The organism is Cupriavidus sp. P-10 (genome assembly GCF_003402535.2).
GTDB lineage: Bacteria > Pseudomonadota > Gammaproteobacteria > Burkholderiales > Burkholderiaceae > Cupriavidus.
Genome location: NZ_AP025170.1, coordinates 467,990 through 490,436, shown reverse-complemented (window position 1 = coordinate 490,436; position 22,447 = coordinate 467,990). Strand labels below are relative to the sequence as shown.

Annotated in this window: 24 protein-coding genes; 19 read left to right on the top strand and 5 right to left on the bottom strand. The window is 67.8% G+C overall.

Annotation, left to right across the window (positions count from 1 at the left end; all coding sequences use genetic code 11):
- Positions 1–125: 125 nt before the first annotated feature.
- The 17 genes from CTP10_RS02300 to CTP10_RS02220 all read left to right on the top strand — a co-directional run bounded on the left by CTP10_RS02300 (position 126) and on the right by CTP10_RS02220 (position 15,520).
- Positions 126–1,160: an aminoglycoside phosphotransferase family protein gene (locus CTP10_RS02300; RefSeq protein ID WP_116317138.1), complete on the top strand. Its 1,035-nt coding sequence runs from the start codon at positions 126–128 to the stop codon at positions 1,158–1,160.
- 88 nt (positions 1,161–1,248) lie between these two features.
- On the top strand, positions 1,249–1,941 hold the full coding sequence (locus CTP10_RS02295; protein WP_233527972.1) for an AzlC family ABC transporter permease: 693 nt from the start codon (positions 1,249–1,251) through the stop codon (positions 1,939–1,941).
- Entirely contained in the window at positions 1,938–2,261 is a 324-nt protein-coding gene (locus tag CTP10_RS02290; protein ID WP_116317136.1) for an AzlD domain-containing protein, read from the top strand. The genes CTP10_RS02295 and CTP10_RS02290 overlap by 4 nt, the downstream gene beginning before the upstream one ends.
- Positions 2,261–2,998, top strand: a complete 738-nt coding sequence (gene murU / locus CTP10_RS02285) for an N-acetylmuramate alpha-1-phosphate uridylyltransferase MurU (RefSeq protein ID WP_116317135.1) — start codon at positions 2,261–2,263, stop codon at positions 2,996–2,998. The genes CTP10_RS02290 and murU overlap by 1 nt, the downstream gene beginning before the upstream one ends.
- 118 nt (positions 2,999–3,116) lie before the next feature.
- Positions 3,117–4,508 (top strand): aminopeptidase P N-terminal domain-containing protein, encoded by a 1,392-nt coding sequence (locus CTP10_RS02280; RefSeq protein ID WP_116317134.1) that lies wholly within the window; start codon positions 3,117–3,119, stop codon positions 4,506–4,508.
- Positions 4,505–4,978: a hypothetical protein gene (locus CTP10_RS02275; protein ID WP_116317133.1), complete on the top strand. Its 474-nt coding sequence runs from the start codon at positions 4,505–4,507 to the stop codon at positions 4,976–4,978. The genes CTP10_RS02280 and CTP10_RS02275 overlap by 4 nt, the downstream gene beginning before the upstream one ends.
- Complete coding sequence (locus tag CTP10_RS02270; RefSeq protein ID WP_116317132.1) at positions 4,959–6,188, top strand: UbiH/UbiF/VisC/COQ6 family ubiquinone biosynthesis hydroxylase; 1,230 nt, start codon at positions 4,959–4,961, stop codon at positions 6,186–6,188. Before CTP10_RS02275 ends, CTP10_RS02270 begins: the two co-directional genes overlap by 20 nt.
- Positions 6,189–6,586: 398 nt before the next feature.
- Positions 6,587–7,654 carry a tRNA dihydrouridine synthase DusB gene (dusB, locus tag CTP10_RS02265; RefSeq protein ID WP_116317131.1) on the top strand — a complete coding sequence of 356 codons (1,068 nt, stop codon included), beginning with the start codon at positions 6,587–6,589 and terminating at the stop codon, positions 7,652–7,654.
- Positions 7,651–7,884 (top strand): Fis family transcriptional regulator, encoded by a 234-nt coding sequence (locus CTP10_RS02260; RefSeq protein WP_010813887.1) that lies wholly within the window; start codon positions 7,651–7,653, stop codon positions 7,882–7,884. Before dusB ends, CTP10_RS02260 begins: the two co-directional genes overlap by 4 nt.
- 22 nt (positions 7,885–7,906) lie before the next feature.
- A complete protein-coding gene (gene purH, locus CTP10_RS02255; protein ID WP_116317130.1) occupies positions 7,907–9,481 on the top strand; it encodes a bifunctional phosphoribosylaminoimidazolecarboxamide formyltransferase/IMP cyclohydrolase in 1,575 nt (524 codons plus the stop codon).
- 80 nt (positions 9,482–9,561) lie between these two features.
- Complete coding sequence (gene ruvC, locus CTP10_RS02250; RefSeq protein WP_116317129.1) at positions 9,562–10,107, top strand: crossover junction endodeoxyribonuclease RuvC; 546 nt, start codon at positions 9,562–9,564, stop codon at positions 10,105–10,107.
- A gap of 78 nt (positions 10,108–10,185) precedes the next feature.
- A complete protein-coding gene (locus tag CTP10_RS02245; protein ID WP_199414495.1) occupies positions 10,186–11,412 on the top strand; it encodes a glycerophosphodiester phosphodiesterase in 1,227 nt (408 codons plus the stop codon).
- Positions 11,413–11,475: 63 nt separating this feature from the next.
- Positions 11,476–12,057 carry a Holliday junction branch migration protein RuvA gene (gene ruvA, locus CTP10_RS02240; protein WP_116317127.1) on the top strand — a complete coding sequence of 194 codons (582 nt, stop codon included), beginning with the start codon at positions 11,476–11,478 and terminating at the stop codon, positions 12,055–12,057.
- A 46-nt stretch (positions 12,058–12,103) separates the two neighbouring features.
- Positions 12,104–13,162 carry a Holliday junction branch migration DNA helicase RuvB gene (ruvB, locus tag CTP10_RS02235; RefSeq protein ID WP_116317126.1) on the top strand — a complete coding sequence of 353 codons (1,059 nt, stop codon included), beginning with the start codon at positions 12,104–12,106 and terminating at the stop codon, positions 13,160–13,162.
- Between the two features lie 235 nt (positions 13,163–13,397).
- A complete protein-coding gene (locus CTP10_RS02230) occupies positions 13,398–14,012 on the top strand; it encodes a hypothetical protein (protein WP_116317125.1) in 615 nt (204 codons plus the stop codon).
- Positions 14,013–14,057: 45 nt separating this feature from the next.
- Entirely contained in the window at positions 14,058–14,642 is a 585-nt protein-coding gene (locus tag CTP10_RS02225) for a BPSL1445 family SYLF domain-containing lipoprotein (protein WP_116317124.1), read from the top strand.
- A gap of 152 nt (positions 14,643–14,794) precedes the next feature.
- Positions 14,795–15,520 carry a queuosine precursor transporter gene (locus CTP10_RS02220; RefSeq protein ID WP_116317123.1) on the top strand — a complete coding sequence of 242 codons (726 nt, stop codon included), beginning with the start codon at positions 14,795–14,797 and terminating at the stop codon, positions 15,518–15,520.
- Between the two features lie 39 nt (positions 15,521–15,559).
- On the opposite strand, the gene CTP10_RS02215 is transcribed toward CTP10_RS02220, so the two are convergent.
- From CTP10_RS02215 to tyrS, 4 genes are all read right to left on the bottom strand, one after another.
- Positions 15,560–16,234 carry a histidine phosphatase family protein gene (locus CTP10_RS02215; RefSeq protein ID WP_116317122.1) on the bottom strand — a complete coding sequence of 225 codons (675 nt, stop codon included), beginning with the start codon at positions 16,232–16,234 and terminating at the stop codon, positions 15,560–15,562.
- Between the two features lie 29 nt (positions 16,235–16,263).
- Positions 16,264–16,911 (bottom strand): YbhB/YbcL family Raf kinase inhibitor-like protein, encoded by a 648-nt coding sequence (locus CTP10_RS02210; protein WP_116317121.1) that lies wholly within the window; start codon positions 16,909–16,911, stop codon positions 16,264–16,266.
- Between the two features lie 64 nt (positions 16,912–16,975).
- Positions 16,976–17,437: a D-aminoacyl-tRNA deacylase gene (dtd, locus tag CTP10_RS02205; RefSeq protein ID WP_116317120.1), complete on the bottom strand. Its 462-nt coding sequence runs from the start codon at positions 17,435–17,437 to the stop codon at positions 16,976–16,978.
- A 10-nt stretch (positions 17,438–17,447) separates the two neighbouring features.
- Positions 17,448–18,689: a tyrosine--tRNA ligase gene (gene tyrS / locus CTP10_RS02200; protein ID WP_116317119.1), complete on the bottom strand. Its 1,242-nt coding sequence runs from the start codon at positions 18,687–18,689 to the stop codon at positions 17,448–17,450.
- 270 nt (positions 18,690–18,959) lie between these two features.
- On the opposite strand from tyrS, the gene CTP10_RS02195 reads away from it, so the two are divergent.
- The gene (locus tag CTP10_RS02195; RefSeq protein WP_116317118.1) at positions 18,960–20,354 is read left to right on the top strand and encodes a M23 family metallopeptidase; all 1,395 of its coding nucleotides are present in this window, start codon (positions 18,960–18,962) and stop codon (positions 20,352–20,354) included.
- A gap of 10 nt (positions 20,355–20,364) precedes the next feature.
- Complete coding sequence (locus CTP10_RS02190) at positions 20,365–21,492, top strand: anhydro-N-acetylmuramic acid kinase (protein WP_116317117.1); 1,128 nt, start codon at positions 20,365–20,367, stop codon at positions 21,490–21,492.
- On the opposite strand, the gene CTP10_RS02185 is transcribed toward CTP10_RS02190, so the two are convergent.
- Positions 21,489–22,397 (bottom strand): LysR family transcriptional regulator, encoded by a 909-nt coding sequence (locus CTP10_RS02185; protein ID WP_116317116.1) that lies wholly within the window; start codon positions 22,395–22,397, stop codon positions 21,489–21,491. The two genes, CTP10_RS02190 and CTP10_RS02185, sit on opposite strands and share 4 nt — an antisense overlap.
- Positions 22,398–22,447: the final 50 nt, after the last annotated feature.

Here is a 22,447-nt window from a genome sequence, read left to right as displayed (position 1 = left end):
GCAACGAAGGCCCCTCCCGGGGGCCGCCCGGCGCCCGGGTCTGGTCGGGTATTATACGGGGCAACCAAACCTGCCCTTGCGGCCGGCTTCCCCCGCTCCACGATATTTTTCCGCGCCCTTCCTGTATGGCAGCTCTTCCCCACGACCCGCGCCTGGACCAGCTCAAGGCCTGGGTGTCCGGCCTTGGCCCGGCCTGGTCCGCCGATCCCGACTCCTGCGCTCCCGCATCGGCCGACGCCAGCTTCCGCCGCTATTTCCGCGTGCGCACCGGCAACCCGGCGCACCCGACCGCCATCGTCATGGATGCGCCGCCGGCACATGAGGACTGCCGACCCTTCATCCACGTCTGCCAGCTGTTCGGCGACGCAGGCGTGACCGTGCCGACCGTGCTGGCGCAGGACCTGGCGCAGGGTTTCCTGCTGCTCGCGGACCTGGGCAACCAGACTTACCTGTCCCGGCTGGACGATTCCACCGCCCATGGCATGTATGCCGACGCCGCCGCGGCGCTGGTCCGCATCCAGGCCGCCACGCGCCCCGGCGAGCTGCCCGCCTACGACCGCGCGCTGCTGCAGCGCGAGCTCGACCTGTTCCCGCAGTGGTATGTCGCCAGGCACCTTGGCGCCACGCTGACCGACAGCCAGCAGGCCGACCTGCGCGAAGTGATGGATGCGCTGCTTGAGAACAACCTGGCGCAGCCGCAGGTCTACGTGCACCGCGACTATCACTCGCGCAACCTGATGGTGCTGGACGGCGGCGCCAATCCCGGCGTGCTGGATTTCCAGGACGCGGTGATCGGCCCGATCACCTATGACGCGGTCTCGCTGTGGCGCGACGCCTATATCGAATGGGACGAGGAACAGCAGCTCGACTGGCTGATCCGCTACTGGGAGCGCGCGCGCAAGGCCGGCCTGCCGGTCAACGCGGATTTCGGCGAGTTCTACCGCGATTTCGAATGGATGGGCCTGCAGCGCCACCTGAAGGTGCTGGGCATCTTCGCCCGCCTGTACCACCGCGACGGCAAGGACGGCTACCTCGCCAACCTGCCGCTGGTGCTGAAGTACACCCGCAGCGTTGCCGGCCGCTATACCGAGCTGCGCAAGCTGATCCGGCTGCTGGACGCGCTGGAAGGCGCGGCCAGCCCGGCCGGCTATACATTCTGACGCCGTGCCTGACGTGAACGACCCGGCCCAGCCTCCAGCCATTACCGCCTTCGGCGAATGGCTGGCAGGCGCGCGCGCGCTCGCGCCGATGCTGCTGGGCGTGGTGCCGTTCGGCCTGATCTACGGCGTGCTGGCAGTCGGCGCCGGCATGCCGGCCTGGCTGGCCTGTGCCATGAGCGCGATCGTGTTCGGCGGCGCGTCGCAGATGATCCTGACCCAGCTGTGGACCGCCGGCACGCCCGCGGTGGTGATCACGCTGACGGTGGCTATGGTCAACCTGCGCCATGCGCTGTATTCCGCGACGATAGCGCCCACGCTGGCACACCTGCCACGCCGCTGGAAAGCGCTGATCGCCTACCTGCTGACCGACGAAGCCTTCGCCGCGATGACGCGCCGGCTGGGCGATACGGGTCCGCGCGCGCAATACCGTCACTGGTATTACTTTGGCGGCGGCTTCGCGCTGTGGGCCAGTTGGCAGGTATCGACGCTGGCCGGCGTGCTGGTCGGCGCCCAGGTGCCGCGCGACTGGCCACTCGACTTTTTCCTGCCGCTGACCTTCATCGGCATCATCGTCCCCGGGCTCAAGCATCGCTCCCATGTGGCCGCCGCGGTGGCTGCCAGCGTATTGGCGGTGGCCTGCTTCGGCCTGCCGCACAAGCTCGGGCTGATGGTGGCGGCGCTGGGCGGCATCGTCGTCGGCATGCTGGTGCTGGGCCGAGGAAACCGCCCGGGCCCGCGTGCAGCCGCCCATGCCGGATCGGTCGGCAAGGAGGCCGCATGAATTCGATGACCCTGCTGTGGGTCTTCCTCGCCGCGGGCCTGGCCACGTTCCTGATCCGCCTGTCGTTTATCGCCGTGGAAGGCCGGGTGCGGCTGCCAGCGTGGTTCCGGACCGCGCTGCAGTTCGTGCCGGCCGCCATGCTGTCGGCGCTGATCGCCCCCGACCTGCTGATGCAGGGCGGCGAACTCGCGCTCACCCCAACCAATGCGCGGCTGGTGGCCGGCGTGGTCGCCATCCTGATCGCCGCGCGTACCCGCAGCGTCGGCTGGACCATTGCCGGCGGCATGGCCACGCTGCTTGCCCTGGAGGCACTGTTCTGATGAAGGTCATGATCTTCGCCGCCGGCCGCGGCGACCGCATGCGTCCGCTGACCGATACCTGCCCCAAGCCCTTGCTGGCCGTGGGCGGCAAGCCGCTGATCGTATGGAAGATCGAAGCGCTGGCGCGGGCTGGACTGCGCGACATCGTCATCAACCACGCGTGGCTAGGCGAGCAGATCGAAGCCGCGCTCGGCGACGGCAGCCGCTTCGGGGTGCGCATCGCGTACTCGCCCGAAACCGAGGCGCTGGAAACCGCCGGCGGCATCGCCAAGGCCCTGCCGCTGCTCTCGCACGACCCGGCCCGAGGCGAGATCTTCCTGGCAGTGTCGGGCGACATCTTCTGCGACTACGACTTCCGCACGCTGCTGCCCCGCGCCGCCGCGATGGCCGGCGCCGCCGAGCCGCGCATGCACCTGGTCATGGTGCCTAACCCCGATTTCCATCCGCGCGGCGACTTCGCCATGGATGCGCAAGGACGGCTATCGCTGGACGAGCACCCGGCCATCGGCGAGCGCCTTACCTTCGGCAATATCGGCCTGTACGATACGCGCCTGTTTGCCGGCATCGCGGCTGGCACCCGTGTTCCGATGACACCCTTCTACCGCGCCGCGATTGCCGATGGCACCGCCACCGGCGAACGCTTCGACGGGCGCTGGGAAAACGTGGGGACGCCGGCGCAGCTGGCTGAATTGAACGCCAGGATTGAACCTGTGCCGGCCGCCTCCGTCGGGCGTTAGTTCAGGGGTACCGGCGCTGCGCCATGGCGGTGGCGCTGCGCGCCTTTTGCTTCACCGCCGCTGCAACGCGCCTACCGGCGGTAGAATCGGCCTGATCCTCCTCTTACCAGGCCACATCATGTCCGCACCCGACAACGCCCTCCTCGCCGCCTGCCGCGAACGCCGCGCCCGTGTGCTGCAGCACCTGCGCGCCGGCGGCGGTGGCGTGGCGATCCTGCCTACGGCGCCGGAAGCCATGCGCAACCGCGACAGCGACTATCCGTACCGGCACGACAGCTACTTCTATTACCTGAGCGGATTTACCGAGCCAGAAGCCGTGCTGGTGCTGGTGGCCGGCGCGCCGGGCGACCCCGCCGATGCCGACCGCAGCATCCTCTTCTGCCGCCCCAAGCACGAAGAGCGCGAAATCTGGGACGGCTTCCGCTACGGCCCCGAAGGAGCGCGCGCCGCGTTTGGCTTTGACGAAGCGCATTCGGTCGAAGAGATCGACGCGACGCTGCCGCCGCTGCTGGCCAATCGTGCCCAGGTGGCCTACCCGCTGGCCGAGTCGACCCGCACCGACATGCAGATGCGCCGCTGGCTCGACGCCGTGCGCATGCAGGGCCGTGCCGGCGTGGCCGCGCCGTCGGTGGCGATCGATATCCGCACGCTGCTTGACGAGATGCGGCTGTTCAAGGACGCGGGCGAACTGGCCATCATGCGCCGCGCGGGCGAAATCTCCGCCGGGGCCCATGCGCGCGCGATGCAGGCCACGCGCCCCGGCCTGCGCGAATACCACCTCGAAGCCGAGCTGCTCTATGAATTCCGCCGCCACGGCGCGCAGAGCGTGGCCTACAACTCGATCGTCGCGGCCGGCCCCAATGCCTGCGTGCTGCACTACCGGGCCGGCCCGGCCGAGTTGAAGGATGGCGACCTGTGCCTGATCGACGCCGGCTGCGAGCTTGACGGCTACGCCTCGGACATCACCCGTACCTTCCCGGTGTCGGGACGCTTTTCCCCCGCGCAGCGCGAGCTGTATGACCTGGTGGTGGCAGCGCAGGAAGCCGCGATCGCCGAGACCCGCGCCGGCGTGCCCTACAACGTGCCGCACGATGCCGCCGTGCGCGTGCTGGCGCAAGGCATGCTCGATACCGGCCTGCTCGACCGCAACAAGGAAGGCACGCTCGACGACGTACTGGCCAGCGGCAGCTACCGCCGCTTCTACATGCACCGCACCGGGCACTGGCTTGGCATGGACGTGCACGACGTGGGCGAGTACCGCGTCGCCAGCCATAATGGTGAAGGCGAGCGCCCGTGGCGGCCGCTGCAGCCGGGCATGGTGCTGACCATCGAGCCCGGCATCTACGTGCGCCCGGCGCAGGACGTGCCGGAGCGCTACTGGCATATCGGCATCCGCATCGAGGATGACGCCGTGGTCACCGATGGCGACTGCGAGCTGATCACCCGCGGCGTGCCGGTGCATGCCGCCGAGATCGAAGCGCTGATGCGCGATGCCGGAGGCCAGCGATGACCGGTTGGCTGCGCAGACTCTTCCCCGGACAGGGCGGCACCCAGGCCGCGGCCGCGCAACCGCGCGACCCGTCGGAACCGTTCATCATCAACCTGTACGACGACCGCGTGGTGGTGCACCGCCCTGATGGCCAGCGCGAGGAAATCGCGTGGGACGCACTGGAACGCGTCGTAGTACGCGTCTCCAACCGCGAGCCCTGGACCGGCACTGCCTGGCTGATCCTGGTCGGCGCGCCCGACAGCGGCCAGGGTTGCGTGGTCCCGGTCGATGCCGCCAACTATGCTGCGTTGGCCGAGCAACTGCGCGCGCTGCCCGGCTTCAACCAGCAGAAGCTCGACAACGCGCTGCGCGATGCCGCGGCCGGCAGGTCGCGCACTGACGCGATCTGCTGGAAGCGAGTGGCCGGAGACGGCGGCGCTGCCCCTGGCGGCAATGCAGGAAGCAGTGACGATGCCGGCCGCGCCAGCTGAGATGCGCGACATCGCCATCGTCGGCGGCGGCCCGGTAGGACTGGCGCTGGCCTGCCAGCTGCTGCGCACCACCGACTGGCGCATCGCGCTGATCGACGCCGCCACGCCTGCGCGCGCCGCGCGCGACCCGCGCGCGATCGCGCTGTCGCACGGCAGCCGCCAGTTGCTCGAGCAGATCGGCGCCTGGCCCGTGCCCGGCAGCCCGATCGAGCATATCCATGTGTCGCAGCGCGGCCGCTTCGGCCATGTTCGCCTGCACCATGACGACTACGGCGTGCCGGCATTGGGCTATGTGGTCCGCTATGGCGAGCTGTGCGATGTGCTCGAACGCGCCCTCGCGCGCGCCGCGCAGGCCTGCGCGGATGACAGGCTCCAGCGCGTATTCGAGACCCGCATCGACCAGATCGAGCAACCGCCATCGGCCGGCACCGGCGACGATGCCGACGCCGGCACGGTGCAGCTGACCGGCACTGCCCATGACGGCCAGGTGGTGCGCTTTCTCGCCCGGCTCGCGATACAGGCCGAGGGTGGCCTGTTCCACGAGCAGGCGCGGCACCAGGGCCGCGGCGCGCGTACGCGCGATTACGGGCAGACCGCCGTGATCGCCCATGTGACCTGCTCGCGCCCGCAGCCCGGCTGGGCCTGGGAGCGCTTTACCGAGGAAGGCCCGCTGGCGCTGCTGCCACACGACGAGCACGGCGTCGCGGGCTACGCGCTGGTGTGGTGCTGCCCGCCGGAACAGGCCGCACGGCGGCTGGCCCTGCCCGACGCGGAGTTCGCGCTGGAGCTGGGACGCGCCTTCGGCGACCGGATGGGCTATTTCACGCTGGCGGGCAAGCGCCATGCCTTCCCGCTGGGACTGAACGCCGCGCCGGTCACGGTCAGCGGCCGCGTCGCGGCGGTAGGCAATGCGGCGCAGACGCTGCACCCGGTGGCGGGCCAGGGCCTCAACCTGGGCCTGCGCGACGCCTTCGCGCTGGCCGACTCGCTGCGCGCCGCCTGCACGCCGCAGGCGCTGCAGGCGTTTGCCAGCCGCCATCGGCTCGACCGCGCGGTCACCATCGGCGTCACCGACCTGCTGCCGCGCCTGTTCGGCGTGCCCTACCCGCTTGCCGCGCATGCCCGCGGGGCGTCGCTGGCGGCGCTGGCCTGCCTGCCGCCGCTGCGGCACGCGCTGGCGCGCCACATGATGTTCGGCATGCGCCGCTAAAGTCCCTGGCGCTGGCCTGGCGTGAGTGGCGCTGGCGCAACACAGGAACCGGACCATTGCGCCAGCGCGTAATGGTCCGCCCGCCGCGTATGCCTGTTATTGCCCGCGGCCGGCGAAATGGCGGGATTGATATGGCGTTCTGTTGGCGTTGTGCCGGGCAAAATGCGCCGCCGATGCTCAATTCTTGGGCAGTCGCTCCCGTTTGGCGGTAGAATCTCGGCCTCGCACATGTCCCGATCCATCGCCGGCTGCAGTTTCGGCAGGGGCATGTTTTTCCGTTTCGTCTCTGTTTCGCCCGATCGTCACAAGGTCTCCCGAACCAGAGCAGGCCATCCCGATCCCTTCCCGGCGCGCGCGCCGCCAGGGCGGCAGGGCCCCAGCAGAACCGCCGCCCTATCGTGCAGATCGGACCTCACCAACTCCGCAACAACCTGTTTGTCGCCCCCATGGCGGGCGTGACGGACCGGCCGTTCCGCCAGCTGTGCAAGCAGCTCGGCGCCGGCTATGCGGTATCGGAAATGGTGGCGTCCAACGCACAGCTGTGGAAAAGCGAAAAGACCATGCGCCGCGCCAACCACGCCGGCGAGGTCGAGCCCATCTCGGTGCAGATCGCCGGCGCCGAGCCGGCGATGATGGCCGAGGCGGCGCGCTACAACGTCGACCGCGGCGCGCAGATCATCGATATCAACATGGGCTGCCCGGCCAAGAAGGTGTGCAACGTCGCCGCCGGTTCGGCGCTGCTGCAGAACGAGCCGCTGGTGGTGCGCATCGTCGAGGCGGTGGTCGCCGCTGTCGGCGAGCGCGTGCCGGTCACGCTGAAGATCCGCACCGGCTGGAACCGCGAGAACCGCAATGCGCTGCGCATCGCACGCATGGTCGAGGACGCGGGCATCAGCATGCTCACCATCCACGGGCGCACCCGCGCCGACCTGTACCACGGCGACGCCGAGTACGAGACCATTGCCGCGGTCAAGGCAGCGATCTCGATCCCGGTGGTCGCCAACGGTGACATCACTACGCCGCAGAAGGCAAAGCAAGTGCTGGCGCTGACCGGCGCGGACGCGATCATGATCGGCCGCGCGGCGCAGGGCCGGCCGTGGCTGTTCCGTGAGATCGAGCACTTCCTGAAGACCGGCGAAATGCTGCAGTCGCCGGAAGTGGCCGAGATCCGCGCGATCATGAACGCGCACCTGGAAGACCACTACGCCTTCTACGGCGAGTTCACCGGCGTGCGCACCGCGCGCAAGCATATTGCCTGGTACACGCGTGGCCTGCGCGGCGCGAACCTGTTCCGGCACCGGATGAACACGCTGGAATCCACCACCGAGCAACTTGCGGCCGTCAACGCTTTCTTCGAAGAGCAGGCGCAGTTCTCGGACCGGCTGGTGTACGTGGACGACGACCAGGGCAAACAAGATAAAGACGAAGCGAACAACAACAAAAACGGGGAGTTGCTTGCCGCATGAGCCGCAACGCTATCGACCAGTGCATCAGGGAAAGCCTGGACACGTATTTTCGCGACCTGGACGGCGAAGAGCCTTCCAATATGTACAACATGGTGCTCGAAGCGGTCGAACGGCCGCTGCTGGAAGCCGTGATGGTGCGCGCCGAGCGCAACCAGTCGCTGGCGGCCGCCTACCTGGGCATCAATCGCAACACGCTGCGCAAGAAGCTGCAGCAGCACGGTTTACTTTGAATTTGAAGCGTCTCCCACAGCCATGATCAAGCAAGCCCTCCTTTCCGTATCCGACAAGACCGGCATCGTCGAATTCGCGCGCGAACTGAACGCGCTCGGCGTGACGCTGCTTTCCACCGGCGGCACCGCCAAGCTGCTGGCCGACAGCGGCCTGCCCGTGACGGAGGTGGCCGACTACACCGGCTTCCCGGAAATGCTCGACGGCCGCGTCAAGACGCTGCACCCGAAGGTCCATGGCGGCATCCTGGCGCGCCGCGACCTGCCCGAGCACATGGCCGCGCTGGCCGAGCACAATATCCCCACGATCGACCTGCTGGTGGTGAACCTGTATCCGTTCCAGCAGACCGTGGCCAAGGATGACTGCACGCTGCCTGACGCGATCGAGAACATCGATATCGGCGGTCCGACCATGCTGCGCTCGGCGGCCAAGAACCACCGCGACGTGACCGTGATCGTCGACCCGGCCGACTACGCCGTGGTACTCGACGAAATGCGCGCCAACGGCAACAGCGTCGGCTACGACACCAACTTCCGCCTGGCGACCAAGGTGTTCGCGCACACCGCGCAGTACGACGGCGCCATCACCAACTACCTGACCAGCCTCGGCGCCGACAAGTCGCATCAGGGCCGCAGCGCCTACCCGCAGACGCTGAACCTGGCCTTCGACAAGGTGCAGGAAATGCGCTACGGCGAGAACCCGCACCAGTCGGCCGCCTTCTATCGCGACCTGAAGGCCGTGGATGGCGCGCTGGCCAACTACGTGCAGCTGCAGGGCAAGGAGCTGTCGTACAACAACATCGCCGACGCCGATGCGGCGTGGGAATGCGTCAAGTCGTTCGACGCGGCCAACGGCGCTGCCTGCGTGATCATCAAGCACGCCAATCCGTGCGGCGTGGCGCTGGGCGCCAACGCGCTGGAAGCATATGAGAAGGCGTTCAAGACCGATTCGACCTCGGCCTTCGGCGGCATCATCGCTTTCAACGTGGAGCTGGACGAAGCCGCCGCGCAGGCCGTGGCCAGGCAGTTCGTTGAAGTGCTGATCGCGCCGTCGTTCAGCGCTGCTGCGCGTGCGGTGTTCGCGGCCAAGCAGAACGTGCGTCTGCTGGAGATTCCGCTGGGCAAGGGCATCAACCAGTTTGACTTCAAGCGTGTTGGCGGCGGTCTGCTGGTGCAGGGCCCGGATGCCAAGAACGTTCAGCCTTCGGAACTGCGCGTGGTGACGCGCCGTCATCCGACGCCGAAGGAGATGGATGATCTGATGTTTGCCTGGCGGGTGGCGAAGTTCGTGAAGTCCAATGCGATCGTCTTCTGCGGTGGCGGTATGACGCTGGGTGTCGGTGCCGGGCAGATGAGCCGTGTGGATTCGGCTCGCATCGCCAGCATCAAGGCGCAGAATGCCGGGCTGACGCTGGCTGGCTCCGCTGTGGCGTCGGATGCGTTCTTCCCGTTCCGTGACGGGCTGGATGTGGTTGTGGACGCTGGCGCTACCTGCGTGATTCAGCCGGGCGGGTCGGTGCGGGATGATGAGGTGATTGCTGCTGCTGATGAGCGGGGGATTGCCATGGTGCTGACTGGGACGCGGCATTTCCGGCATTAAGGGTTTTGTTTGACGGCTGGGGCTTGTCGCTGTTGGTGACATGCGACAACAGCGCCAAGACCCAACCAATTCAACCCAATATGCGAATCCTAGGCATCGACCCCGGCCTGCGCACCACCGGCTTTGGCGTGATCGAGAAGCAAGGCAACAAGCTTGCCTACATCGCCTCGGGCACGATCAAGAGCAACGGCAATGAAAGCCTGCCGCAACGGCTGAAGACGCTCTACGACGGCATCAGCGAGGTATCTCGCACCTATGCCCCCGACTGCGCCGCGATCGAAAAGGTCTTCGTCAACGTCAACCCGCAATCGACGCTGCTGCTCGGCCAGGCCCGCGGCGCCGCGATCTGCGGGCTGGTCGGCTACGGCCTGCCGGTATTCGAATACACCGCGCTGCAACTGAAGGTGGCAGTAGTCGGCTACGGGCGGGCCAACAAGGCCCAGGTCCAGGAAATGGTGACCCGCCTGCTGATGCTCCCCGGCCAGCCCGGCAGCGACGCGGCCGACGCGCTGGGCGTCGCAATCTGCCATGCCAATGGCGGCGATACGCTTGGCACGCTCGCAGGCATGGCCCCCGAACTGGTGCGCAAGGGCATGCGCGTGCGGCGCGGCCGCCTGGTCGGCTAAGCCTGCCCCTCATCTCACGCGGGTCCTGCGCCCCGTGTCTCTTACAATCTGGCATTCGTCTTCCCGCAGGAATACTGAATGCCAAGCCAGACTGATGTCCTCGCCCGCCCCGTAATGCTTGCCTTGCGGCGCTGGCGGTTCCCCGTCACCACGGCCGCGGCCTGCGCCATGCTGGTCGCCGGCTGTGTCACCGCGCCCCGGCCCAAGCCACCTGCACCGCCAGCACCGGCGCCGGCCACGACCCCGGCACCAGGCGCGCCGCAGCCCCCCACCGCCGAAAAACCCAAGGCGCTGGTTATCGCCCACCGCGGCGCCAGCGCACTGCGGCCCGAGCACACGCTGGCCGCCTATACCAAGGCGATCGAGGACGGCGCCGATGCGATCGAGCCGGATCTCGTCATGACCCGCGATGGCGTGCTGGTGGCCCGCCACGAGAACGACATCACCGGCACCACCAATGTCGCCGACGTGGCGGAGTTTGCCGACCGCAAGCGCACCAAGGTCATCGACGGCGAGCGCCTCACCGGCTGGTTCACCGAGGACTTCACGCTGGCCGAACTCAAGACATTGCGCGCGCGCGAACGCATCCCGCGCCTGCGCCCGGCCAATGCGCGCCTGAACGACCAGTTTGAGGTGCCTACCCTGGACGAGATCGTGCGGCTGGCCGAGCAGGCTTCGCTGCGCACCGGCAAACCCATCGGCATCTACGCCGAACTCAAGCATCCGAGCTACTTTCGCGGCATCGGCCTGCCACTGGAAGACAAGCTCGCCGCCGCCGTGCGTGCCCAGCCTTACCTGAGCCGGGCACCGCTGTACATCCAGTGCTTTGAGGCAGGAAGCCTGCGCGCGCTGCGGCGCACGTTCGGCCACGCGCAGCCCAACGTCAAATTGGTCCAGCTGGTCGGCAACCCGCGCAAGGGCCCCGCCGACTGGAAGCTTGCCGGCGACAACCGTACCTTCGGCGACATGCTGAATGCGACCGGCCTGCGCGAAGTCGCGACCTATGCCGACGGCATCGGGCCCGAGAAGAGCAGTGTGGTGCCGCGCGATGCCCAGGGCGCGCTGGCCACGCCGACCGCGGTCGTCCGCCAGGCCCATGCCGCCGGCCTGTTCGTCCATCCCTACACCTTCCGCCCAGAGAACAGTTTCCTGCCCAAGCCACTGCAGACCGGCGGCGACGAGGCTACGCGCAGCCCGTCGGGCATGGTGCGCGAGCTGGAAGCCTTTATCGCCGCGGGCGTCGATGGCTTCTTCACCGACGACCCGGCGCTGGGGCGCCGCGCGGTCGATACGCCAACCCGCTGAAGCCACGGGACGGCCGCGGGGTACACTTGCGGCCGCCTCATCCCCTACCTGACATACCACACCATGATCGGACGCATCGCCGGCACCCTCATCGAGAAGAATCCCCCGCACCTGCTGGTCGACTGCCACGGCGTTGGCTATGAGGTCGACGTTCCGATGAGCACCTTCTATAACCTGCCGGCGGTGAGCCAGCCGGTCACGCTGCTGACCCAGCTGATCGTGCGCGAGGACGCGCACCTGCTCTATGGCTTCGGCACGGCGGCCGAGCGCAATACCTTCCGCGAACTGATCAAGATCAGCGGCATCGGCGCGCGCATGGCGCTCGCGGTACTGTCGGGCATGTCGGTGTCCGAGCTGGCCCAGGCGATCACGCTGCAGGAAGCGGGCCGGCTGACGCGCGTGCCGGGCATTGGCAAGAAGACCGCCGAACGGCTGCTGCTCGAGCTCAAGGGCAAGCTCGGCGCGGAGCTGGGCCACGCGCCCGGCGCCGCGGCGGTGCCCGACAACGCCGTCGATGTGCTCAACGCGCTGCTCGCGCTCGGGTACTCGGAGAAGGAAGCCGCCGCGGCGATCAAGCAGGTGCCGGCCGGCACCGGCGTGTCCGAAGGCATCAAGCTGGCGCTCAAGGCCTTGTCCAAGGGCTGAAGCGTAGAATGGCGGGGTTTCCTCCGGGGCATGCCCCATTAGCGCCATGATCGAGACCGACAAGCTTTCCGCCCCCGCCCGCGTGATCTCCGCCACCCCCGCCTCGTCGCAGGAGGAGGCGTTCGAGCGGGCATTGCGGCCCAAGCTGCTGGACGAGTACGTCGGCCAGGAAAAGGTGCGTGGGCAGCTCGATATCTTCATGCAGGCGGCGCGCAAGCGGCGCGAGGCGCTCGACCACGTGCTGCTGTTCGGCCCGCCGGGGCTGGGCAAGACCACGCTGGCCCATATCATCGCGCGCGAGATGGGGGTGGGCCTGCGCCAGACCTCGGGGCCGGTGCTGGAGCGCCCCGGCGACCTGGCGGCGCTGCTGACCAACCTGGAAGCCAACGACGTGCTCTTCATCGACGAAATCCACCGGCTCTCGCCGGTCGTCGAGGAGATCCTGTATCCGGCGCTCGAGGACTACCAGATCGACATCATGATTGGCGAGGGCCCCGCTGCCCGCTCGGTCAAGCTCGACCTGCAGCCGTTCACGCTGGTGGGCGCCACCACGCGCGCCGGCATGCTGACCAACCCGCTGCGCGACCGCTTCGGCATCGTGGCGCGGCTGGAGTTCTACAATGCCGAGGAACTGGCGCGCATCGTCACGCGATCGGCCCAGTTGCTGCACGCCAGCATCGACCCGCGGGGCGCGCTGGAGATCGCGCGGCGCGCCCGCGGCACGCCGCGTATCGCCAACCGGCTGCTGCGCCGCGTGCGCGACTATGCCGAGGTCAAAGGCGACGGCACCATCACGCGCGAGATGGCCGATGCCGCGCTGGCCATGCTCGACGTGGACCGTGTCGGCTTCGACCTGATGGACCGCAAGCTGCTGGAAGCGGTGCTGCACAAGTTCGGCGGCGGCCCGGTGGGCGTGGACAACCTGGCCGCGGCCATCGGCGAGGAGCGCGACACCATCGAGGACGTGCTCGAACCCTACCTGATCCAGCAGGGCTACCTGCAGCGCACGCCACGCGGGCGCGTGGCCACTGCGGCGGCCTACCGGCATTTCGGGCTGGCGGCACCGCAATCTGGCGGCGGCGGCGAGTTGCTCGACGGGCAGTAAGGCGCGGCGCAGGGATGCCGCCGGCGGGGGGCCGGCATCAGCCAATTAAACGTTTTAATCTCGCCCACCAAATTTTTTCGAAGTGGATTGCTGGCCCATGCCCGTTTGTCCACAATGGCTTCATCGGCACCTGCCTGGTGCCCGCCGATGACCGCCCCCGCAGGGAGGCCCCAAGGGCCGCCTGCCACGGTTGCGGCGCCATTGTGAACCGGTTTCCGACCCTGCAAGGAATGCCATGAGCCGTCCCCAGCGCCGTTCCACTTCGTCCCTGCTCGCCGCCAGCCTGGCCAGTGCCGCCATCTTGTTGCTGTCTGCCGGGAACGCCAACGCCCAGCGCGCGCAGGGCCCCGTTGGCGTCGCCGAGGAAGCCGTGATCAGCGGCAAGATCATTGATATCGATCCCACTTCCAAGGCTGTGCTGGTGCAAGGCCCGCGTGGCAATGTGGTCGAACTGGTCGCGGGCGACGAGGCGAAGAACTTCGGCCAGATCCGCAAGGGCGACATCGTTACCGTGACGCGCGGCGCGGCTCTGGTGGCATCGCTGGAACCGCTGGACAGCAAGGCCACGGCCATGGCCGAACAGGTCGATCGCACCTCCCGTGCCGCCGAGGGCGGCAAGCCGGGCATCATGCGCGAGATCACCACCACGGTGACCGCGGAAATCACCAAGGTCGATCCGGCCAAGCGCCTGGTCACGTTCCGCGGACCGCGTGAAACGCTGCGTACCGTCAAGGTCGAGGATCCCGCCATCGACCTGAACCAGATCAAGCGCGGACAGATGGCCAAGCTTGTCTACCGCGAAGTCGTGGCCATTACGGTCAAGGCCCCAGCGGCGGCCGCCGCCAACTAAGCCGCCGTGCCGGGCGCGGTACTTTTCCCCACCAGGAGGTTACCTATGAATCGTCGCCACTTTGTTACCCGGGTTGCCGGCTCGGGCCTGCTCGTCGCCACCGCAATGGCGGCAGGCTGTACCACCACCGGTACCAGCGCCTCGAAGGATCCGGTCGCCAAGAAGCAGGAAATCGATGCCGGGGTGGACGGCGCGCTGAACCGGCTGTTCTCCGCCAACGCCGGCGCACGCGACCTGGCGCAGCGCGCGCAAGGGGTCCTGGTGTTCCCACGTGTCATCGCAGCCGGCTTCCTGGTAGGCGGCGAATACGGCGAGGGGGCGCTGCGATCGAAGGGTGCGACGGTCGGCTACTACAGCACGACGCAGGCCTCGGTCGGGCTGACCGCCGGCGGGCAGTCCAAGTCCGTCATCATCATGTTCATGACGCCGGAGGCCTACAACAAGTTCGTGTCCAGCAAGGGCTGGACGGCCGGCGCGGATGCGAACGTGGCGGTGGCCAAGGTCGGCGCGGACGGCAGGCTCGACACCCTGACCAGCCAGCAGCCGGTGATCGCCTTCGTGCAGACCAACGCCGGCCTGATGTTCGACGTCTCGGTGAACGGCTCCAAGATCAGCAAACTGGATATCTGACACAGCTGCTCCCCCGGCGGGGGCCTTCAGAACCCAATTCCCGGCTTTCGCCGGGAATTTCTTTTGCAGGACAGCGTGGCACCCGATTGCGGCGCCGCTGGCATAATCGCGCCCAAAATACCGCGCGCCAGCGCCACCGACCGGGAGCCCCCATGTCCGCCGTCCCCGCCAGCACGACCCAACCGGGCCGCGTCTACCGCTACTATGACTTCGTCATGGCGGCGTTCGTTACCGTGCTGCTGTGTTCGAACCTGATCGGTGCTGCCAAGGCGGCACAGGTGACGCTGCCCGTGATCGGCACGGTGACCTTCGGCGCCGGCGTGCTGTTCTTCCCGATTTCGTACATTTTTGGCGACGTGCTGACCGAGGTCTACGGCTATGGCCGTGACCGGCGCGTGGTCTGGGCCGGTTTCGCCGCGCTGGCGTTCGCCACCTTCATGAGCCTGGTGGTACTGAACATGCCGGTCGCGCCGTTCATGGCGGACTACCAGAAGAGCCTGCAGGACGTGTTCGGCAACACCTGGCGCATCGCGCTCGGATCGCTGATCGCGTTCTGCTGCGGCAGTTTCACCAACAGCTATGTGCTGGCGAAGATGAAGCTGTGGACCGGGGGGCGGTGGCTATGGACGCGCACGATCGGCTCGACGCTGGCAGGCGAGCTGGTGGATTCGTCGCTGTTTTACGTGATTGCCTTCTACGGCATCTGGCCGCTGGAGAAAGTTCTCCAGGTGGCGGTGGCGCAGTATGTGCTGAAGACCGGCTGGGAAGTCGTGATGACGCCGGTGACGTACAAGGTGGTGGGTTTCCTGAAACGGGCGGAGAACGAGGACTACTTCGACCGGCATACCGACTTCACGCCGTTCCGCGTGCGGGTCTGAGGCCCACTCCCGCCGGGCGGGAGAAGGACATCCAGAGCTTCAAGGCACCCGCCGGTCCACCTCGTCCAGCGCCAGGTTTTCCAGATGGCTCACATCCCCCCACGCCGCCAGCATCAGGTGGGAACTGTCGCTGCGCAGCCGGTTGACACTGGCATTTAGCAGCTCATGCTGGCGCGGCGCTTCCAGCGTCATGCCGGTGGCCTCGCGGTACAGGCAGTCGAGCACGCCGCCGTGCGCGACCAGCGCGATGCGCTCGCCGGGGTGGCGGCGCGACAGCGCCAGCACGGCGTCGACGGTGCGCTCATGGAAACCCAGCAGCGATTCGCCCTCGGGCGGCGCGTAGTCCGGCACGCGCGCCTGCCAGCGTGCAAACTCCTCGGGCAAGTCTTCGGCCACTTCGGCGTAGGTCTTGCCCTGCAGCGTGCCGTAGCTGCGTTCGCGCAGGCGCGCATCGGGGCGTATCTGCAGCCCCAGCGCCTCGGCCAGCGGCGCCGCGGTTTCCATGGCCCGCGACAGGTCGCTCGAATACACCGCGTCGATCGGCTCGCCGGCCAGCGCGGCGGCCAGCGCGCGCGCCTGGGCGCGGCCGGTATCGTTCAGCGGAATATCGAGCTGGCCTTGCAGCCGGCGCTCCCGGTTCCAGGCCGTTTCGCCATGGCGGATTACGATCAGGTGGGTAAAGGCCAGCGATTGCAGCCCGGGGCTTAGCGACATGCCGATTCCTTCGGTTTCCTAGAAGCCGCTTACTTCGCCAGCTTGGGATTGAGCGTGTAGGTGCCGGTCAGGCTGGCCTGCGCCAGCACATGGCCCTGGATCGCGTCGCGCACCTGCGCGCCGGTGAAGGTGCCATCCAGCGGCAAGCGGTCGATGTCCAGCGCATACAGCGTAAACACGTAGTGGTGCATCAGCGTGTCGTTCCACGGCGGGCACGGGCCGTCATAGCCGTAGTAGTCGCCCTTCATGTCGGCATCGCTGGCGAACCAGCCGGTGTAGTCGTTGATGCCGTGGCGCAGGCCGCCCGCGGTGGCGGTGCCGCCGGTGGCCTCGGGGCCCGGCTTGCCGCGCGCGATCACGCCGTCGCTGTGCGAGGCGGCGGCGATCGAGCTCAGGCCCGGCGGAATGTCGACCAGCACCCAGTGGAAGAAATCCACGCGCGGCAGCGACGCCGGCACTTCGCGGCCTTCCTGGTTGACGTCGTCGCCCTTGCTGGGCACGTCGCGGTCGTGGCAGATCAGCACGAACGAGCGCGTCTCGGCGGGCGCGTCTTCCCAGTGCAGGTCGGGGTTGCGATTGGTCGACAAGGCAACGTGGCTGGCCGCGTCGGGAACGCAGAAAGCAAACTCGCCAGGGATCGGCGCGTTGTCGTTGAAGGACTTGCTCCAGAGTTTCATTTGTCTCTCCTGTCTTGGTGCCGCGCCAGGGCGCGACAGCTTGGGATCTGTCTGGCGTTCTGTATCAGGCCGGCGGCACCCGCAGCCAGAACGTGACCGGCCCATCGTTGACCAGGCTGACCTGCATCATCGCGCCGAACTCGCCGGTCTGCACCAGCGGATGCGATGTGCGCGCTTTTGCCACGAAATGTTCGTACAACCGCTTGCCGTCCTCCGGCGACGCCGCCGGCGTAAAGCTGGGCCGCGTGCCGCTGTTGGTATCGGCCGCCAGTGTGAACTGCGACACCACCAGCAGGCCACCCGGGTTGCCGTTGCCGTCCATGTTCTGCACCGGCAGGTTCATCTTGCCGGCGGCATCCGAAAACACCCGGTACGACAGCATCTTGGCCAGCAGCCGCTCGGCCTGCGCCTCGGTATCGCCGCGCTCGGCGCAGACCAGGGCCAGCAGGCCGGCGCCGATCTCGCCCGTGGTGCGGCCCTCGACCGTCACGCGGGCCTGCGCGACACGCTGGATCAGAGCGATCATGCCCGCCGCCTCAGGACAGCGTCACGCGCGCGAAGCGGCGCTTGCCGACCTGCACGACGTAGGTGCCGGCGGCGACCTTGGTGGCCTTGTCGCTGACCGTGGCGCCGTCGATCTTGACGCCGCCCTGGTCGATATTGCGGTTGGCTTCGGACGTGGACGGTACCAGGTTGGCCTGCTTGAGCAGCTGCGCGATGCCCAGCGGCGCGCCTTCCAGGCTGATGGCGGGGATATCGTCGGGCACGCCGCCGCGCGCGCGGTGGTTGAAGTCTTCCAGCGCCTTCTCGGCATCGGCCTGGCTGTGGAAGCGGGCCACGATCTCCTGCGCCAGCAGCACCTTGCAGTCGCGCGGGTTGCGGCCCGCGGCGATTTCCTGCTTCATCAGGTCGATCTCGGCAAGCGGGCGGAACGACAGCAGCGTGTAGTACTGCCACATCAGGTCGTCCGAGATGCTCATCAGCTTGCCGAACATGTCGTTGGGCGCCTCGGTCACGCCGACGTAGTTGCCCTTGGACTTTGACATCTTCTCGACGCCGTCCAGGCCCACCAGCAGCGGCATGGTCAGGATGCACTGCGGCTCCTGGCCATACTCCTTCTGCAGTTCGCGGCCGACCAGCAGATTGAACTTCTGGTCCGTGCCGCCCAGCTCCAGGTCGGACTTGAGCGCCACCGAGTCATAGCCCTGCATCAGCGGGTAGAGGAACTCGTGCACCGAGATCGGAATCCCGGAGCGGAACCGCTTGGTGAAGTCGTCCCGTTCCATCATGCGCGCCACGGTGTACTTGGCCGCCAGCTGGATCATGCCGCGCGCGCCCAGCGGGTCGCACCACTCGCTGTTGTAGCGGATTTCGGTGCGGGCCGGGTCGAGCACCAGGCTGGCCTGGCGGTAGTAGGTTTGCGCGTTGGCCTCGATCTGCTCGCGCGTCAGCGGCGGGCGCGTGCTGTTGCGGCCCGACGGATCGCCGATGGTCGAGGTGAAATCGCCGATCAGGAAAATCACCTGGTGGCCGAGGTCCTGCAGCTGGCGCAGCTTGTTCAGCACCACGGTGTGGCCGATATGGATGTCGGGCGCGGTCGGGTCCAGGCCCAGTTTGATGCGCAGCGGCACGCCGGTGGCCTCGCTGCGCGCGAGCTTCTGCGCCCATTCGGATTCGATCAGCAGTTCGTCGCAGCCACGCCTGGAGACCTCCAGGGCGTGCATCACCGACGGCGTCAGCGGGAATTTGGCCGCGGGGCCCGTGGAAACTTCAGTCATGACGTAAGTCTTTGAAATACATGAAATTTTAGGAAAGATTCCGACAGCCGCGAGCGGCGGATTTTGGTATAATCCGCCTTTCCGGGCGCCAGCGGAACCGCTTCCTGTGCGCCATTAGTCACCTGCCGCGGCACTCGGTCCAAATCGAGGTCGCGATCCGATGCAGGTGGCCCGATAAAGTGAACAGCACGCGCCGCACCTCGGGGGAGGAAGGCAGACGAGACACATCGTTGCAGCAGCGGTGCTCAGACCAAGGTTGAATTTTACGTGATGTGGTCAAGACTCCGCGAAGTTTTCGCGCGCGAGCTGGTGGTTCTTGTTGACCCAACCAACCCCCAGCATGCGCGCCGGCGCAAGCAACTTACTGCCTCGGTGGGCGCAATCTTCACGCTCGGCATGGCCGCGGCGATGGGCGTTGCACCGCGCAGCGCCTTCGATGATCCGCTCGCCCCGCGCACCGAGCAGCCCCTGCGCATGCCCGACGTGCGCGAGCAGCTCGACCTGCTTACCGACAGCCAGTCCGTGTACGTGCGCGAAGAGCGCATGCAGCGCGGCGACACCATCGGCAGCCTGCTGCGCCGCCTCGGCGTGGACGATCCCGATGCGCAGGCCTTTATCGTCAAGAATCCGACCGCACGGGGCCTGTTCAGCCTGAACCCGGGCCAGGCAGTTCAGGCGGAAATCGACGAAAGCAACATGCTGGTGTCGCTGCAGGCCAACCTCGGCGGCGACGCCGCGGCCTCGCGCGAGCTGGTGATCGAGCGCGTGCGCGCGGCTGCCGACAGCGGCACCGCCAGCTACAAGGCCAAGGTCCAGCGCGTCGATAACGACGTGCACTACGAGATGGCTTCGGGCGCGATTTCCGGCGCAGGCTTCTTCAAGGCCATGGACGCGGCCAACGTGCCCGACGAGGTCGTGCAGCAGATGCTGTCGATCTTCTCCGGCGTGATCGACTTCCACCACGATATCGCCAGCGGCGACCGTTTCCGCATCATTTATGAAGCGGGCTTCCGCGACGGCACCTTCGTGCGCAACGGCCGCGTGATCGCGATCGAACTGATCAACCGCAACCAGCTGCACCAGGCGCTGTGGTTCGCGCCCGAAGACAGCAAGGATGGCACCGGCGCCTACTACACGTTCGACGGGCGCAGCATGAAGCGGCCGTTCCTGCGTTCGCCGGTGGAATTCTCGCGCGTGTCGTCGGGCTTCGGCGGCCGCGAGCATCCGCTGCACCACGACTGGGCCCAGCACAAGGGCGTGGACTTCGCCGCACCGACCGGCACCAAGGTGCTGGCGACCGGCGACGGCGTGGTCGAATTCGTCGGCCAGCAGAACGGCTACGGCAACATCGTCATCCTGAGCCATTCCAACGGCTACTCGACCTATTACGCCCACTTGTCCGGCTTTGCCGGCATGCGTCAGGGCCAACCGGTGCGGCAGGGGCAACTGATCGGCTACGTCGGCTCGACCGGCTGGGCCACCGGGCCGCACCTGCACTATGAGTTCCGCTTCAACGACGTGCCGCAGAACCCGCTGACCATCACGCTGATGGAATCGCCGCCGCTGACCGGCAAGTCACGCCAGAAATTCCAGACCTACACCAGCGGGCTGCTCAGCCGCATCAATGCACTGCGTGCCTACAACGTGCTGACCGCTTCCAACTGACGCGCCGACCGTGACCCAGCCCGTGCCAGGCAGCGAGCGCTATATCGGCATCATGTCCGGCACCAGCATGGACGGTGCCGATGCGGTGCTGGTCGATTTCAACGGCACGCGGCCAGAGGTACTGGCCGCCGCCAGCGAACCCTTTCCCGAGACCCTGCGCGCGGCGTACGGCGCCCTGCAGCAGCCGGGCGAAGACGAGATCCACCGCGAGGCACTGGCGGCGAACGCGCTGGCCGAGGTCTACGCGGCTTGCGTGGCGACGTTGCTGCGCGAGGCTGGCGTGCCGGCCGCCTCGGTCGCCGCCATTGGCGCGCACGGGCAGACCATCCGCCACCGGCCGGGCCAGTACGACGGCATCGGCTACACCCGTCAGAGCCAGCATCCGGCCCGGCTCGCCGAGCTGGCCGGCATCGACGTCATCGCGGATTTCCGCAGCCGCGATGTCGCCGCGGGTGGTCAGGGGGCACCGCTGGTGCCGGCGCTGCACCATGCCCTGTTTGGCAGCGACGCCGAGACGCGCGTCGCCTGCAATATCGGCGGCATCTCCAATATCAGCATCCTGCCTGCCGCCGGCGCCGTCAGCGGTTTTGACTGCGGCCCGGGCAATGCCCTGCTCGACCATTGGATCCACCGCCATCGCGGGTTTCCGTTCGACAGCAATGGCGACTGGGCGGCCAGTGGGCGCGTCGACGACGCGCTGCTGGCGCGATGCCTCGCCGATCCCTACTTCAGCGCATCACCGCCCAAGAGCACCGGCCGCGACCTGTTCCACCCCGGCTGGCTCGACTCCCAACTGCGGGCTTTCGGGCACCTTGCCCCCGCCGACGTGCAGGCCACGCTGGCGGCGCTGACCGCCGAAGCCATCGCCCGCGACGTACGCGTCCATGCGCGCGATGCAAGACGCCTCGTGGTTTGCGGCGGTGGCGCCCGCAACGCCTTCGTGATGGCGCGGCTGGCGCAGGCGCTGCCTGGCGTGGCGATCGAAACCTCGGAAGACTACGGCGTGCCGGTCTCGCAGGTCGAGGCCATCGCCTTTGCCTGGCTGGCGCGCCAGTGCGCACTGCGCCTGCCTGGCAACGTGCCCACCGTGACCGGCGCCGCCGGCCCGCGGGTGCTGGGCGCGATCTATCCGCGCTAAGCAGCTGCCGCGCCGGTAGCACCCTCCTCCACCCATGCCATGAAGGCCTGCGCCAGCGGCGACGCCCGCATGGCCGGCGAGCGCGCCAGCACCACGCGCTGCGGCGTCACCGGCTCGCGCAGCGGCAGGCAGGCGATCGGCATGCCGTCGTAGCTGTGATCGCCGGCCGGCCGCGTGCACGACAACGCCACGCCGTAGCTGTGCGCCACCAGCCCGCGCTGCATCTCGAAGGTCTGCGTGTACTGGTGCAGCACCGGTTGCAGGCCATGTGCCCAGAACAACGACAGGAAGTATTCGCGTGTCTGCGGAATGTCTTCGAGGATCAGTCGCTCGCCGGCCAGGTCGGCCAGGCTCACGTCCGCGCCCCGCGCCAGCGGGTGCCTCGCGGGCAGCAGCGCGTAGGGCGGCAGTTGCGCGAGCGTGCAGCGCTCGGTGCGCGCATCCAGGCCCAGGTCATAGGTCAGCGCCAGTTCCGCCTTGCCGGCCTGCAGCGCGCGATGCACGGTGGCGAGGTCAGCCTCGAACAGGGTCACCGAGACCCCGGGGTGCCGTGCGCGGAAGCCGGCCAGCAATCGCGGCACGAAATACGGTCCCAGGTCCTGGAAGCACGTCAGCGATAACTGGCCGCTCAGGCCGCGCTCGCCGGCATCGTCGGCGGTCAGTCCCGCCGCCAGCGCCAGAATATCGCGCGCACGGCCAAGCAAGCGCTGGCCGGCCGGCGTCAGCAACAGGCCGCGGCTGACCTGGCGCCGGAACAGCGGCTCACCCAGCGTGTCTTCCAGCTGCGCGATCGCGGTCGACACCGACGGCTGCGACACATGGCGGGCGCGGGCCGCCGCGCTGATGCTGCCGTGCTCGGCGGCGGCGACAAAGTACTCGAGCTGGCGGAAAGAAAAAGGAATCATGATTTCCTATATCGCAACATAGGAAATATATGCTTTTCCTATCCATGCCG